We start from the raw sequence: 14,055 nt of genomic DNA, 5'->3' as shown, positions 1-14,055 counted from the left end.
TGGCTCGGGGTCATGAGCGGAGTGTCGCCCGCACAGACCGTTCAGCAGCGAGGAGTTACCCGTGAAACAGCGCAGGAAGACGCTGGTCGCCTCGGTGGCGATCCCGATGGCCTCCCTGGTCGTGCTCTCCACCGTGTCCGCCCACGCCGCGCCGTCCCAGGAGGCCGGTGCGGCGTCCGGGACGAAGGCCGCCGTCACCCTCACGGTCGGCACGCACAACGTGCTGCGCGGCAACGCCGAGTACAAGCCGTTCGCCGACGTCATCGGCTGGCAGGAGGTGAACGACCCCCAGGACCGGGAGCGGCTCAAGAACAAGCTCGGCGCATACCGTCACTTCCTGCCGGACAAGAAGGCGGCGCGGGCGGTGCCGATCTCCTGGCGCAAGGACACGTTCGAGTTCGTCAAGGGCTACGCCAAGCTGACGCACAAGGGCGAGGCCAAGGTGACGCCGAACCGCTACGTCGTCTGGGCCGTCCTGAAGCACCGGAAGACGGGCAAGCGGCTGATCGCGATGAACACGCACTTCATCTCCGGCGCCTGGCACAAGCACCCGAACCGCCAGGCACGCTGGCTGCAGCACGCGGAGAAGCTCCGCACGTCGGTCAGGAACCTGCACGAGAGGCACCCCAAGCTGCCGATCTTCCTGGTCGGTGACTTCAACCGGCACAAGGCGCTGAAGCTGCCGGCCAACGTCGACTACATCCGCGTCGAGGGCGTGAAGGGCGTGCCGATCGACCAGGCGTACGCCACCGGTTCGGTGCGCAACTCCAAGGTGAAGCGTCTCCCGAAGTCCGGTTCCGACCACCACGCGTACCGCTTCACCGCGACCTTCTGACCGTTTCCGGGGGCTGTTCGTGACGTGACCCGACAGCGGCCCACGCCGGGGGAGCGCCCGCGTGGGCCGTTCGTCGCCTGGAGCCTGGAGCCTGGAGCCCGGAGCCCGTCGGAGCGCGACTGCGCCCTGGTGAGCGGCCTGCGGAGGGTCTTCGCGGCCCGTGTGGGGACCGGGCGCGACGAACTTCGTGAACTTCTTCACAAGGAAAAGTCCCCGATCGCCCGCGCAACGGCGATGTGAAGGCCGGATAAGCACCCGCACGACGCCGCAGGGTGCTCCGCGGGCCCGCCCGGCGCCCGTGCGGGACGGCCGCGGAGAGCGGCGTCGACGTCACCGGTCCACTCGTGACATCTTTCGTCGCCGCAGCTCACAGCCGTGACGGAAGGGCCGTGAGGCCCGGTGGTACACCCCTCGTGCGCGCGCCCGGCGGGCACGGGTCGCGCATGGTAACAGAAGTACCCGGGATGCTTGTGAAGGCCCTCACGAGCACCCCCCTCACGGGTGCTGGATACTCGATGGCATGAGCACCACGGAGCGTCCTCGAATCCTCGTAGTGGGTGGCGGGTACGTCGGCTTGTACGCGGCTCGCCGCATCCTCAAGAAGATGCGGTACGGCGAGGCCACCGTCACCGTCGTCGACCCCCGGTCGTACATGACCTACCAGCCCTTCCTCCCCGAAGCGGCCGCCGGGTCCATCTCCCCGCGCCACGTCGTGGTCCCGCTGCGGCGGGTACTGCCCAAGGCGGAGGTGCTGACCGGTCGCGTCACCACCATCGACCAGGACCGCAAGGTCGCCACCGTCTCCCCGCTGGTCGGCGAGGCGTACGAGCTGCCCTTCGACTACCTGGTCGTCGCCCTCGGCGCCGTCTCCCGCACCTTCCCGATCCCCGGCCTGGCCGAGAACGGCATCGGCATGAAGGGCGTCGAGGAGGCCATCGGCCTGCGCAACCACGTGCTGGAGCAGCTCGACAAGGCCGACTCCACCCAGGACGAGGACGTCCGCCGCCGTGCACTCACCTTCGTCTTCGTCGGCGGCGGCTTCGCCGGCGCGGAGACCATCGGCGAGGTCGAGGACATGGCCCGCGACGCCGCCGGCTACTACCCGAACGTCAAGCGCGAGGACATGCGCTTCGTGCTCGTCGACGTCGCCGACAAGATCCTCCCCGAGGTCGGGCCCAAGCTCGGCGAGTGGGGCAAGGAGCACCTCCAGGACCGCGGTGTCGAGGTCTACCTCAAGACCTCCATGGAGTCCTGCATCGACGGCCACGTGGTGCTCTCCAACGGCCTCGAGGTCGACTCCAACACCATCGTGTGGACCGCGGGCGTCAAGCCGAACCCGGCCCTGAAGCGCTTCGGCCTGCCGCTCGGTCCGCGCGGCCACGTCGACACCCGCCCCTCCCTCCAGGTGCAGGGCACCGACTACATCTGGGCCGCCGGCGACAACGCCCAGATCCCCGACCTCGCCGCCGGCGAGGGCGCGTGGTGCCCGCCGAACGCCCAGCACGCGCTGCGGCAGGCCAGGGTGCTCGGCGACAACGTCATCTCCGGGATGCGCGGCTTCCCGCAGAGCGACTACAAGCACGCCAACAAGGGCGCCGTCGCCGGTCTCGGCCTGCACAAGGGCGTCGCCATGGTCGTCCTGGGCAAGCTGCGCATCAAGCTGCGCGGCCGCCTCGCCTGGTACATGCACCGCGGCTACCACGGCCTGGCGGTGCCGACCTGGAACCGCAAGATCCGGGTGTTCGCCGACTGGACGCTCGGCATGTTCCTCAAGCGCGAGGTCGTCTCGCTGGGCGCGATGGAGAAGCCGCGCGAGGAGTTCTACGAGGCCGCCGCGCCGGTCACCGCCGCCGCGTCCGCCGCGAGGACCGAGTCCGCCGTCAAGGCCGGGGCCGCCAAGGAGAAGGCCAACGCCGGCTGATTCTCGTCACCACCCGTACGCCGAAGGGGCGTGAGCCATCCGTGGGGCTCACGCCCCTTCGGCGTACCGCGTGCCGGTGATTCCCGGAAACGGTGGGCATACCGGACGACTCCGGTGTGTTATGGGAGGAGTCGTCGCTCTCGAGTCGTCGCTTCTCCCCTCGGAGGTGTGCCATGGCCGGTGCCGCACCGCGGCTGCACGCACTCGCCGGAAGAGTCCTGGGAACTCCGCTCCCCGTGCGCCTGCGCGCCTGGGACGGCAGCGAGGCCGGTCCGCCCGGGGCGCCCGCCCTGGTGATCCGTCACCGCCGCGCCCTGCGCCGACTGCTGTGGCGGCCCGGTGAACTCGGCCTGGCCCGCGCCTGGGTGGCCGGCGAGATCGACGTCGACGGCGATCTGTACGCGCTGCTCGACCTGATCGCCGGCTTCCTCTGGGAGAGCGGCGACTCCGGCGAAAGCGGCGAGGGTGCTTCCCGCCGCGGCCTGCTCGCCCTCGCGCGGGACCCCGCCGTACGGGCCGCCGCCCGCGAGCTGGTCGCGCTGGCCGGGCCGTGGCCCGCGCCGCCGCCCCCGCCGGAGGAGGCCCGCGGCCGCGGCGGCCTGCGGCACACCCGCCGCCGCGACCGCGTGGCCGTCAGCCACCACTACGACGTCGGCAACGACTTCTACGCGCTGGTGCTCGGCCCGTCGATGGTCTACTCGTGCGCCTACTGGGAGCCCGGCGGGACCCTCGAAGACGCCCAGCGGGCCAAGCTCGACCTGATCTGCCGCAAGCTCGGCCTGCGCCCCGGGATGCGCCTCCTCGACGTCGGCTGCGGCTGGGGCTCGCTGGCCCTGCACGCCGCCCGCGCGCACGGCGTGGACGTCGTCGGCGTCACCCTCTCCCGCGAGCAGGCCGGTCACGCGCGGAAGCGGATCGCCGAGGAGGGCCTGACCGACCGCGTCGAGATCCGCGTGCAGGACTACCGCGAGATCCCCGACGGTCCGTACGACGCCATCGCCTCAATCGGCATGGCCGAGCACGTCGGCGCGGAGCGCTACCGCGAGTACGCCGAGGTGCTGCACCGGCTGCTGCGGCCCGGCGGGCGGCTGCTCAACCACCAGATCGCGCGGCGCCCGGTCGCGGACGAGGCGGCGTACGCCGTGGACGACTTCATCGACGCGTACGTCTTCCCCGACGGGGAGCTCGCGCCGCTCGGCCGCACGGTGGCGCTGCTGGAGGAGGCGGGCCTGGAGGTGCGGGACGTCGACGTGCTGCGGGAGCACTACGCGCTGACGCTGCGCGCGTGGGTGCGGAATCTGGAGCGGGGCTGGGCGGACGCCCTGCGGCTCGTGTCGCCCGGGCGGGCGCGCGTGTGGCGCCTCTACATGGCCGCGTCGGCGCTGGCCTTCGAGCGCAACCGCATCGGCGTCAACCAGGTGCTGGCCGTCCGGACCACGCCCGACGGGGACTCGCGCCTCCCCCTCCGCCCCCGCCTCTGGGGCGGCTGACCCCTCCCGGCGCGGGGAAGGCGCGCGGGAGTACCGCACCGCGCACTGCGGGGCGGCACCCCCGGAGGGGTGCCGCCCCGCGGTCGGGGAGGGGAGGGGGTCATTCGGTCTTGATGGCCGCCAGCATGTTGAGCCGTGCGGCGCGCCGCGCGGGCCACAGTGCCGCCAGGACCCCGACCAGCGCCGCCAGCCCCAGGAACACGGCCAGCCGGTCCCAGGGCAGCACCAGCGCGTACGTCGTCAGGCCCGCCGCGGCGATCAGCTCGCCGACGGCCCAGCCGAGGAAGACACCGAGGCCGATGCCCAGCACCCCGCCGAACAGCGAGATCACCAGCGACTCCAGCCGCACCATCCGCTTCACGCCGCGCCGGTCGAGGCCGATCGCGCGCAGCATGCCGATCTCCTGCCCGCGTTCGAAGACCGACATCGCCAGGGTGTTCACGACGCCCAGCACGGCCACGACGACGGCCATGGCCAGCAGGCCGTAGAGGATGTTCAGCAGCAGGCTGATCATCTTCGCGATGTCCTCGGAGATGTCCTGCTGGTCCTGGACGAGGACGGCCGGATTGTTCCCGAGGGCCTTCTCCAGCGCGTCCTTCACCTGGGCGCTCGCGCCGTCCCGGGTCTTCACCATCACCTGCATGTCCGTCACCTTGGCCATGTGCGGGGTGAGGGTGCCGGTGTCCAGCATGATGCCGCGGACGAGCTGGTTGCTCTCGTACAGGCCGCTGACGGTGAGCGTGCCCCGCTTGCCGTCGGCGTAGGTGACGCGGAAGTCGGAGCCGAGCTTCCAGTCGTGCTGCCGCGCGGTGGTGGTGTCGACGACGACCTTGTCCCCGTCGGCGACGCCGGCCCAGGAGCCCTGCGTGAAGTCGAGCGTCAGCAGCCGGTCGATGGACGCGCCGTCGACGCCGGTCAGGTACTCGGTCTCGCCGTCGATACGGGAGGCGGAGTTGCGCAGCGGCGAGCTGGCCTCGACCTCGTCCAGCGCGGAGAGCTTCTTCTCCACGTCGGGGGAGAGCGGCGAGAAGTTCGCCATGGAGACCTGGTAGTCGGCCTTGAGCGAGTCGGCGGCCATCTTCCCGATGGCCTGCTGCACGCCCCCGGCGACGACGGTCAGCCCGGTGATCAGCGTCAGGCCGATCATCAGCGCGGACGCGGTGGCGGCGGTCCGGCGCGGGTTGCGCACCGCGTTCTGCCGGGCGAGCCTGCCGCTCACCTTGAACAGCCGCAGCACCGGGGCGGCGGTGGCGATCAGCGGCCGGGACAGCAGCGGCGTCAGAACGAAGACGCCGACCAGCAGCAGTGCTGCGCCCGCACCCATCGGGACCTTGCCGTCGTCCATGCCCGTCGCGTACAGCACCAGCGCGGCGCCCCCGCCGGCGAGCAGCGCGCCGAGCGTGTTGCGCAGCACCAGCGAGCGCGTGGTGGCCGGGGCGTGCACGCTGCCCATGGCGGCGACCGGCGGGATCTTCGCCGCACGCCGCGCGGGCAGCCAGGCGGCGAGCACGGTGACGAGGACGCCGACCACCAGGGCCGCGGCGCCGGTCGTCGGGGTGACGATCAGCGGACCGTCGGGCATGGCGCCGAGCCGGCCGACGAGGGCCCGCAGGCCGACCGCGATGCCGATGCCCGCGCCGAGCCCGGCGACGGCCGCGACCAGGCCCACGCTGACGGCCTCGACCAGCACCGAACGGGTCACCTGGCGGCGGCTGGCGCCGACCGCGCGCAGCAGCGCCAGCTCGCGGGTGCGCTGGGCGACGAGCATGGTGAAGGTGTTGGCGATGATGAAGACGCCGACGAAGAGGGAGATGCCGGCGAAGGCGAGCATGGTCGTCTGCATGCCCGACATCTGCTCTTCGATCATCTTCGACTGCTCGTCGGCGAGCTTCTGCCCGGTGACGGCCTCGGCCCGCTCGGGCAGGATGCCGACGGCCTGCTTCTTCAGCTCCTGCTGCGAGGTGCCGGCGGCGGCCTTCAGCTGGATCTCGGTGTATTCGCCGGGCTTCGCGAACAGCTGCTGCGCGGTGGCGTTGTCGAAGAGCACCAGGGTGCCGCCTGCGGCGACGTTGCCGTCGTCGGTGGTGAAGACGCCGACGACCTTCTCCTCACGCACCGGGCCGCTCACGGACATCCGGGCGGTGTCACCGACCCGGTAGCCGGTGCGTTCGGCGGTGCGGGCGTCGAGGGCGATCTCGCCGCGCTGCTCCGGGGCCCGGCCGTCACGCATCGGGTAGCGCGGGTCCGCGCCGTCCGGGCCGGCGTAGTAGTTCGCGCCCCGGGTGCCCCAGCCGTCCCCGACCAGGTCGCCGTTCTTGTCGGCGACCGCGGTGAAGCCGGAGACGACGCCGGTCGCCGACGCGGCACCGGGCAGCTTCTCCGCCTCGTCCAGGGTCTGCTGGGTGAGGTTCGGGGGCGGGCCGGGCGCCGCGTCCTTCGCGTCTTCGCCGTCGCCGGGCTCGACGGCCACGTCGACGTGGCCGTAGCCCTTCTCGGAACTCTTCTGGAACGCCTCGGAGACGGTGGACGTGAAGACCAGGGTGCCGGAGACGAAGGCCACGCCGAGCATGACGGCGAGCACGGTCATCAGCAGCCGGCCCTTGTGCGCGAGCACGTTGCGCAGGGCTGTTCGGAACATGTGTGAGTCCTGGGTGAGCGTCCCGCGGCGGGCGCGGGACGGAAGCTGTGGGGTCTCGGGTGGGCTCGCCGCCGGCCGGACGCGGTCCGGTGAACGGCCTGAGGGGTGTCTGGCACCCCCTGGCTCATGTGCGGGGGTCGAGGGACTTCATACGGTCCAGCACCGAGTCGGCGGTGGGGCCGGTGATGTCGTCGACGATGCGGCCGTCGGCGAGGAAGACGACGCGGTCGGCGTACGCCGCGGCGACCGGGTCGTGGGTGACCATGACGACGGTCCGGCCCAGCTCGCGCACGGAGTTGCGCAGGAAGCCGAGGACCTCCGCGCCGGAGCGGGAGTCCAGGTTGCCGGTCGGCTCGTCGCCGAAGATGATCTCCGGCTTGGAGGCCAGCGCGCGGGCGACGGCGACGCGCTGCTGCTGGCCGCCGGAGAGCTGGTTGGGCCGGTGCTTGAGCCGGTCGGCGAGGCCGACGGTGTCCACCACGCGGTCCAGCCACTGCCGGTCGGGCCGGGTGCCGGCGATGTCCATCGGAAGGGTGATGTTCTCCATCGCGTTCAGCGTCGGGAGCAGGTTGAACGCCTGGAAGATGAAGCCGACGCGGTCCCGGCGCAGCCGGGTGAGCTTCTTGTCCTTGAGCGTGGTGAGTTCGGTGTCGCCGATGCGGGCGCTGCCGCTGGTCACCGAGTCGAGCCCGGCCATGCAGTGCATCAGCGTCGACTTGCCGGAGCCGGAGGGGCCCATGATCGCGGTGAACTGCGCCTGCCGGAACTCGACGGAGACGCTGTCCAGGGCCACCACCTTGGTCTCGCCCTGTCCGTAGACCTTGGACAGGTCCGTGGCACGGGCGGCGGCGACGCCGGTCTGCGCGGTGGCGGCGGCGGGGGCGCCGGTGAAGGTGGTGGTCACGAGGCTGCGCTCCTGTCGGGGTGTACTACCGGATGACGTGTCCATCGTCCCGGCCGTTCCCCGCGCCGGGATCCGTCCGGGAACCGGTTTCCGGGGGAGCCTTGGGAGGTACTCCCGGCAGCCCTGCTCCTACCTGGGGAGGACGGCGCCCCTGAGACGCGGTCCGGTGCGGGCGCCTTCCGGGCGGTTGTGCAGACCGGACGGTTTGCGTCAATTCCCGTCCGCTTCCGCTGCCGCGAGGCAGAGCGGGGAAGGCCCTCCGACCTGCTCTGACGTGTCGTCAGGTAGCCTTAAAATAAGACAACTTCGAGGACGCGATCCCCAGTTCGGGCGCGGTCCTGGATAGTCTCTCTCCGTACCCCGCGTGGGCCGTCGCTCACGCTCCGGCGTTGTGCCAGCTCCGAGCGGGGTGCGGGCGTGGAGCCAGTGCCCGGATGGTGGAATGCAGACACGACGAGCTTAAACCTCGTTGGCCCTCAGGGTCGTGCCGGTTCAAGTCCGGCTCCGGGCACCACCCCCCTTCCCCGCCCCCACGCCCCATGCCCTCGACGAGGCCCCGTTCCCGTCGCTCCGTCCCACCGTCCGGTGCGTCCGGTGCGTCCGGTGCGTCAAGCGTGACGGGTGCCGACCGCCGCGGGGCGGCCGTCGGAATACAGGACGTGCACGCGCGTGAAAGCAACGTCGTGTCACTTTGCGACGTCCCTTTCCTGTGCGCAATCCGGAGAGCGACGTTTGCGCGCACAAAGCGCCAGTGGTGCCACCACTGAAACGGGCGCGGTTCCCGGCGATCCGCTGTGGTGCGGTGGTGCTCGCCCCGGGCAAAAGCGCGCCCCAGCAGGCTTGTTCGCGCCCCTCGTATGCGTCGAGGCCGGTTTCCGTGCACCTGTTGACGGCCCATTGACCGGCTTGTACGTTCCCTTTTCGAAATTGCTTGCCCACGGTCTGCGTTCCCCCCACAGGTACCCCGGTCGTGAGCAGCAGGTGTGCACGCCTTTTCCACGGGACCGCTCGTTCTACGCGCGTTCCCGACCCCCCACATGGAAGGCCACAACCTCATGACACGCTTCGCGAAGAGCGGCAGAGGCCGTCTCCTCTCCCGCAGCGCCGTCGGCCTCGCCGCCGGCGTCCTGGTCCTCACCGGCTTCTCCGCCACCGCCTCGGCCGCGGGCTCGGACGTCCCCCCGGCGCCGCGCGCCGGTGACACCCGGGCGAACGCCGAGATCCTCGACGCGGCCTGCACCGTTCCCCCCACCCACGACCCGGCGATCATCAACGTCGTCCATGACATCGCCACCCAGCGGGCCGTGACCCCGAAGGTCATGCTCGCCGCCTTCGAGGCGGGCTGGGTCGAGTCGCACATGCACAACCTGAACTGCGGCGACCGTGACTCGCTGGGTGTCTTCCAGCAGCGCCCGAGCCAGGGCTGGGGAACCCCCGAGCAGTGCATGGACCCGGTCCACGCCACCAACGCGTTCCTGGACCAGGCCATACCCAACGACGCGAACAACCCGGGCTACACCGCCGGTCAGCTCGCCCAGAGCGTCCAGCGCTCCGCGTACCCCGAGCGCTACGACCAGGCCGAGGGCATCGCCCATCAGCTGATCGCCGAGGCTGCGGCCACCTGACCGGCGAGCGCCGCCGCGGGCGCCGGGGTCCTCTCCCGACCGGGGGAGGGCCGCGGCTCCCCGCGTTCGCGGCTCGTCGTGTGCACGATCTTCCGCCGTCCCGGCGCTGCTCGAACGGGACGGCGCCCCCCACGATCATGCCCGAGGAGAGCACATGCCCCTGTTTCCCCGCGGAATCCGAACCGCCCGCAGCACGGCCGCCGTGGCGCTGGCCGGCGGCGCACTGCTGACCGCGCTCACCGCCGCACCGGCGGTCGCGCAGCCCCACGGCCCCGCCTTCACCGGCGCCTGCCCCGCCGCCGGCGTCATCAGCCAGGACTACCACAGCGGTCATGACGGCCTCGACATCGCCAACACCCGCGGTACGCCCCTCTACGCGGCGGACGCCGGCACCGTGACGCACTCCGGCACGGCCAGCGGCTACGGCCAGTGGATCCGCATTCGCCACGCGGACGGCTCGGTGACCGAGTACGGCCACATGTACGAGCGCTTCGTCGCCGTCGGCGACACGGTCGCCTCCGGCCAGCGGATCGCCTCCATGGGCAGCGAGGGCCAGTCCACCGGGCCGCACCTCCACTTCGAGGTGCACCTCGACGGCGGCTTCGGGTTCGGCGACAACCCGCACGACTACATGGCCGCCCGGGGAGTCGCCTTCCCCTGCTAGTGGGCTGACGCATCCCGTCCGAGGGGCGGCGCCGCGCACGCACGGCGCCGCCCCGCGTCCCGCCGCGTCACGGCACACCGCAGCGGCTTCGGCACGTCGCCGCGCCCGGCCGGGCGGTGAGGACCGGCCGCCGGGAGCCTGGGTACACACAGCGGCACACTGAGCACGCGTACTCATGTGCCGACGGGGGCGCCGCGGTGGACTGGGGGACATGACGACGACCCGTGACGCAGCGCCCGCCACCGCAGCCGACGACGCCTCGTCTCCCGACGCCGGCTCGTCCGACTACTCTTCGTCCGTCGAGCCCACGACGTCCCCCGACGCCGGCTCGTCCGACGCGACCGTTCCGCCCGGCGAGGCCGGCGAGGCCGGCGGAGCCGCGCAGGCGGCCCGAAGCCCGCAGTCGCGCGGGGACGCGCTCCTCGGCCGCGTCCTCGCCACCGTGGTGACGTTCCCGCTGGCCTACATCTGCTTCATCGTCCTGGCGATCGCCTCGATGGGCTGCGCCTCGTGCGGCGACGCGGAGGCCGCCCGCTTCCACGACTCCCTCGAACTCGCCCACGCCGTCTACCAGTGGGGACTGCTGCTGCCCGCCGCCCTGCTCGTCGCCTCCTGGCTCCTCCCGCCCCGCCGCCGGTCCGCCGACCTGCGCCTGGCCCTCGCCGCCCTGGCGCCCTTCCTGGTCGTCCTCCTCATGCTCGGAGCCCTCTCCCTCGTCGGCGCGTCGAGCTGAAGCACCGTGCGTCCGGGGCGAGTCCGCGGCCCGGTGAAGGGGAAAGCTGTGTACGGGGCGTCGGTCCGAAGCCGGGAGGCGGCATGGCGGTACTGGTCTGCTCGTTGTACGTGCACGGGAACGGTCAGATGATCGAGCCGGGCGGATACCGGCTGGTGCGCTTTCCCTACGGAAGCCGGGAGTCGTACGACCGGCACGGGATGCACCAGACCCGGCAGCCGGACGGCGACGGGTCCACGTACCCGGACGAGCGGTCCGGGCTGATCTGGCCCGCGGCCGACGGCTGGGGCGATCTGGTCGCGAACATCCACTGGGAGGCCGGCGACTACACCGAGCTGCGGGACCGCTTCGTGCGCGACCCGCTCGGCCTGGCGGGCGGGGAGGACTCCACCGGCACCGATCACCGGCGGCCGTCGCCCGGGATGCAGTGCTTCACCAAGACCCATGCGATCTTCGTGCATCCCGACACCCCGCTGGGCCTGAAGGTGGCGCACAACGACGACCGGCCCCGGCGCCTGCTCCACGCGCAGTTCAAGCTCGCGATCCACGTCTGAGCGCCGGGCCCCTCCCCGGTTCAGCCGGCCCGGGTCGCGGTACGGGAGGCGGGGTCGGCCGTCTCCCGCGTGACGAAGCTGTAGCAGGGCAGCGGGCCGCTGACCCGGAGCACCAGGGCGTCCCGGTGCCGGGCCGTCAGGCGTTCGGCGGCGGCACGGAACGCGTCCTGCCGCTTGGCGTCGACCAGGAACGAGGTGCTGCGTACGGAGTCGGGCGCCGCCGGCCCCTCGGCCGACGCCACGGCCAGCGCCGCCAGGTCGTCCATCACCCGGCGTGCCGCGTGCCGCGCCCGGCGGTCCAGACCGGCCGCCACCGTCTCGCCCAGCCGGATGCTCGCCTCGTAGCCGGGGTCCCGGTGCAGTTCGTCCCGCAGCCTCCGCACCTGCGGGTCCTCGCGCATCAGCGCTTCCGGGCCGTCATCGGAGACGGCCGCCTTGACGTTCAGCTCGACCCGGCCGGCCACGCGCTCCAGCGACTCCAGATGCCACGGCTCGGCGGCGGCGAGTCGTTCGCGGACCGTCTGCTCGTCCGGGGCGACGCTGCCGAAGCCCATCGGCAGCACCGGTCGCCCGCCGGAGGCGAGCGCCAGCAGCAGGTCCCGGTGGGCCGGCAGGTCACGGCGCCGGGCGCGGAGCCCGGCGGGCGCGTCGCTGACCACGGCGGCGGTCGACCGTGCGGTGACCAGCCGCAACTCCCCGGGCGGCGAGCCCACACCGCACAGCGCGGCCGGCAGGCGGCGGCCGGGACGCACCACGCCGTACAGGTAGAGGCCCGTCCCGTCCACGGTTCAGTCCTCCCGCACGCGTCGACGTTCACGCTGCACTGCCATGGGCACCATTGTGGGAACGCGGGGGCCTGGGCCGCGCCTTCTGCTGGACCATGCGGGTCAACGGAAAAGGTCACTCGTGGTCTCGGAACAATCACGGGCCTTCCGCTCGTTCTCACCGCTGCACTAGCGTGCTGTTTTTGCCCAGGCATTACTCTGGAGGCAAGGCCGCGCCGTGCGGTCATGGAGGAGTGAGATGAGGAGCAGCAACCCGGTCTTCTCGCGACGGGGACTCAGCCGAGACGGCGGTGCCGCCACCGGTTTCGCCGGCCAGCAGCAGGCCGGGAACCCGTACGCGGCCGGTCCGGCGGCGAACAACCCGTACGCGACCAACCCCTACGCGCAGCAGACCGCTGCGCCGGGCCAGCCGTACCCGCAGGGCGCCCCGCCGGCCGCACCGGCGCAGACCGGCCGGATGACGATCGACGACGTCGTCGCCCGTACCGGCATCACCCTGGGCACGGTCATCGTCACGGCCGCCGCCGCGTGGATCCTGAACGTCAGCCTCGGGGTCGCCATCGCCGCGGCGCTGATCGCGATGGTCCTGGCGTTCGTGCAGATCTTCAAGCGCAAGGCCTCGCCCGCGCTGATCCTGGGCTACGCGGCCTTCGAGGGCGTGTTCCTGGGCGCGATCAGCAACTACCTCAACAGTTATGTCGGCAACGGCGTGGCGATGCAGGCGGTGCTGGGCACCATGGCGGTCTTCGCCGCGGTGCTGTTCATGTACAAGCAGCGGATCATCCGCGTGACCCGGCGCTTCTACAAGTTCGTGATGGCGGCCGCGATCGGCTTCATCCTGCTGATGGGCGTCAACCTGCTGTTCGCCGTCTTCGCGGGCGGCGACGGCCTCGGGTTCCGCTCCGGCGGTCTCGGCATCCTGTTCGGCGTCCTCGGCGTGGTGCTCGGCGCCTGCTTCCTCGCCCTGGACTTCAAGCAGGTCGAGGACGGCATCGCCTACGGGGCGCCGCGCGAGGAGTCGTGGCTGGCCGCATTCGGTCTGACCCTGACCCTGGTCTGGATCTACCTGGAGTTCCTGCGGCTCCTGTCCATCCTCAACAGCGACTGACCCGGCGGCCCACGGCGGCCGGACCAGACGTGGGAAGGGCCCGCGAGGCGAACGCCTCGCGGGCCCTTCCGTCTGTCCGTTCCGGGATTCGGTGCCCTTCCGGAGGGCGTGGTCACAGGTGGCGCGCGGCGCGCCTCAGGTCGTACTCGTGGACGATCGCCTTGGCGTAGCCGTAGGTGAGGTTGTGCTCCCCGCGGAGCCAGCTCACCTTTTCCTCGAAGCGGAAGAGGGACGGCCCTTCGTCGACGGTGCGGATCCACTCGGAGATCTCGCGACCGGTGCACTGCGGAATGCGGGAGAGCAGGTTCTGATGGGTCTCGGCGGAGAAGGTCTGGGACATCGGCGCCTCCGGATGCTGCCGCTTGGAGTCCTTCCCGCCACGGTGCCTGAGCGCGGGGGTATTGGCAACCGTCCGGCTCCGTGGATCGGGGGCGCACGGTTGCTCGTCCGGTGACGCGTAGGGTGGCGGCGTGCTGGATGTGACGCCCTTGACCGACGAGGTGGACCTTCTCGCGGACCGGCTGCGGGCGATGCCGCAGAGTGCGCTGCTGCGCGGCGCGGCGGCCGAGGCGCACGGTCTGGCCGCGGAGCTGGCGCGCCGCGCCCAGCTGCTGGAGTTCCCGGGCCGGGACCCCCGGCCGCTGCCGGAGGCGGGCCCGTTCGCGGCGGGCGACCAGCTCTCCGTCGCGGGCCACGACCTGGCGGTGGCGCTGGCCGACTCCGGTACGCCGGAGCAGCTCGAGGAGGTGCTGCGGCTGGTCGCCGAGGTGAGGGCGAAGCTGTGACCGGAGCGGCGCG

The 14,055-nt window shown here is 72.0% G+C and carries 13 protein-coding genes and 1 tRNA gene; 10 read left to right on the top strand and 4 right to left on the bottom strand.

Translation table 11 applies throughout. From position 1 onward, the window contains the following. Positions 1-61: 61 nt before the first annotated feature. From K304_RS28690 to K304_RS0112490, 3 genes are all read left to right on the top strand, one after another. Positions 62-835: an endonuclease/exonuclease/phosphatase family protein gene (locus K304_RS28690; RefSeq protein WP_051308386.1), complete on the top strand. Its 774-nt coding sequence runs from the start codon at positions 62-64 to the stop codon at positions 833-835. Positions 836-1,355: 520 nt separating this feature from the next. Beyond that, on the top strand, positions 1,356-2,756 hold the full coding sequence (locus tag K304_RS0112495) for an NAD(P)/FAD-dependent oxidoreductase (protein ID WP_027764032.1): 1,401 nt from the start codon (positions 1,356-1,358) through the stop codon (positions 2,754-2,756). 173 nt (positions 2,757-2,929) lie between these two features. After that, on the top strand, positions 2,930-4,246 hold the full coding sequence (locus K304_RS0112490) for an SAM-dependent methyltransferase (RefSeq protein ID WP_027764031.1): 1,317 nt from the start codon (positions 2,930-2,932) through the stop codon (positions 4,244-4,246). Between the two features lie 100 nt (positions 4,247-4,346). Here K304_RS0112490 and K304_RS0112485 read toward each other — a convergent pair whose 3' ends face one another. Next, positions 4,347-6,884, bottom strand: coding sequence for an ABC transporter permease (locus K304_RS0112485; protein WP_027764030.1), 2,538 nt, complete (start codon positions 6,882-6,884; stop codon positions 4,347-4,349). A gap of 124 nt (positions 6,885-7,008) precedes the next feature. Beyond that, complete coding sequence (locus K304_RS0112480) at positions 7,009-7,788, bottom strand: ABC transporter ATP-binding protein (protein WP_027764029.1); 780 nt, start codon at positions 7,786-7,788, stop codon at positions 7,009-7,011. Between the two features lie 428 nt (positions 7,789-8,216). Between K304_RS0112480 and K304_RS0112475 the strand changes: the two genes are divergently transcribed. The 5 genes from K304_RS0112475 to K304_RS0112455 all read left to right on the top strand — a co-directional run bounded on the left by K304_RS0112475 (position 8,217) and on the right by K304_RS0112455 (position 11,364). Continuing rightward, positions 8,217-8,302, top strand: a tRNA-Leu gene (locus tag K304_RS0112475). 541 nt (positions 8,303-8,843) lie between these two features. Next, positions 8,844-9,413 (top strand): hypothetical protein, encoded by a 570-nt coding sequence (locus tag K304_RS28685; protein ID WP_051308384.1) that lies wholly within the window; start codon positions 8,844-8,846, stop codon positions 9,411-9,413. 154 nt (positions 9,414-9,567) lie between these two features. After that, a complete protein-coding gene (locus K304_RS0112465; protein ID WP_051308381.1) occupies positions 9,568-10,077 on the top strand; it encodes a M23 family metallopeptidase in 510 nt (169 codons plus the stop codon). A gap of 211 nt (positions 10,078-10,288) precedes the next feature. Continuing rightward, entirely contained in the window at positions 10,289-10,810 is a 522-nt protein-coding gene (locus K304_RS28680) for a hypothetical protein (protein WP_037790160.1), read from the top strand. Positions 10,811-10,893: 83 nt separating this feature from the next. Then, complete coding sequence (locus K304_RS0112455; RefSeq protein WP_027764027.1) at positions 10,894-11,364, top strand: hypothetical protein; 471 nt, start codon at positions 10,894-10,896, stop codon at positions 11,362-11,364. A 20-nt stretch (positions 11,365-11,384) separates the two neighbouring features. Here K304_RS0112455 and K304_RS28675 read toward each other — a convergent pair whose 3' ends face one another. Next, complete coding sequence (locus K304_RS28675) at positions 11,385-12,149, bottom strand: GvpL/GvpF family gas vesicle protein (protein WP_037790159.1); 765 nt, start codon at positions 12,147-12,149, stop codon at positions 11,385-11,387. Between the two features lie 238 nt (positions 12,150-12,387). Between K304_RS28675 and K304_RS0112445 the strand changes: the two genes are divergently transcribed. Next, entirely contained in the window at positions 12,388-13,257 is an 870-nt protein-coding gene (locus tag K304_RS0112445) for a Bax inhibitor-1/YccA family protein (RefSeq protein ID WP_027764026.1), read from the top strand. Between the two features lie 112 nt (positions 13,258-13,369). Here K304_RS0112445 and K304_RS0112440 read toward each other — a convergent pair whose 3' ends face one another. After that, positions 13,370-13,597 (bottom strand): DUF4287 domain-containing protein, encoded by a 228-nt coding sequence (locus K304_RS0112440; RefSeq protein ID WP_027764025.1) that lies wholly within the window; start codon positions 13,595-13,597, stop codon positions 13,370-13,372. A gap of 130 nt (positions 13,598-13,727) precedes the next feature. Here K304_RS0112440 and K304_RS0112435 point away from each other — a divergent pair, with 130 nt between their 5' ends. After that, on the top strand, positions 13,728-14,042 hold the full coding sequence (locus K304_RS0112435; RefSeq protein ID WP_027764024.1) for a hypothetical protein: 315 nt from the start codon (positions 13,728-13,730) through the stop codon (positions 14,040-14,042). Positions 14,043-14,055 lie beyond the last annotated feature (13 nt).

The organism is Streptomyces sp. CNS606, from assembly GCF_000426325.1.
This window is presented reverse-complemented; position numbering and strand designations above follow the sequence as displayed.

Bases quoted from the DNA above. Each gene is read 5' to 3' on its own strand.
- K304_RS0112495 (WP_027764032.1), top strand. From the start codon at position 1,356: ATGAGCACCACGGAGCGTCCTCGAATCCTCGTAGTGGGTGGCGGGTAC.
- K304_RS0112490 (WP_027764031.1), top strand. From the start codon at position 2,930: ATGGCCGGTGCCGCACCGCGGCTGCACGCACTCGCCGGAAGAGTCCTG.
- K304_RS0112485 (WP_027764030.1), bottom strand. From the start codon at position 6,884: ATGTTCCGAACAGCCCTGCGCAACGTGCTCGCGCACAAGGGCCGGCTG.
- K304_RS28685 (WP_051308384.1), top strand. From the start codon at position 8,844: ATGACACGCTTCGCGAAGAGCGGCAGAGGCCGTCTCCTCTCCCGCAGC.
- K304_RS0112465 (WP_051308381.1), top strand. From the start codon at position 9,568: ATGCCCCTGTTTCCCCGCGGAATCCGAACCGCCCGCAGCACGGCCGCC.
- K304_RS28680 (WP_037790160.1), top strand. From the start codon at position 10,289: ATGACGACGACCCGTGACGCAGCGCCCGCCACCGCAGCCGACGACGCC.
- K304_RS0112455 (WP_027764027.1), top strand. From the start codon at position 10,894: ATGGCGGTACTGGTCTGCTCGTTGTACGTGCACGGGAACGGTCAGATG.
- K304_RS0112445 (WP_027764026.1), top strand. From the start codon at position 12,388: ATGAGGAGCAGCAACCCGGTCTTCTCGCGACGGGGACTCAGCCGAGAC.
- K304_RS0112440 (WP_027764025.1), bottom strand. From the start codon at position 13,597: ATGTCCCAGACCTTCTCCGCCGAGACCCATCAGAACCTGCTCTCCCGC.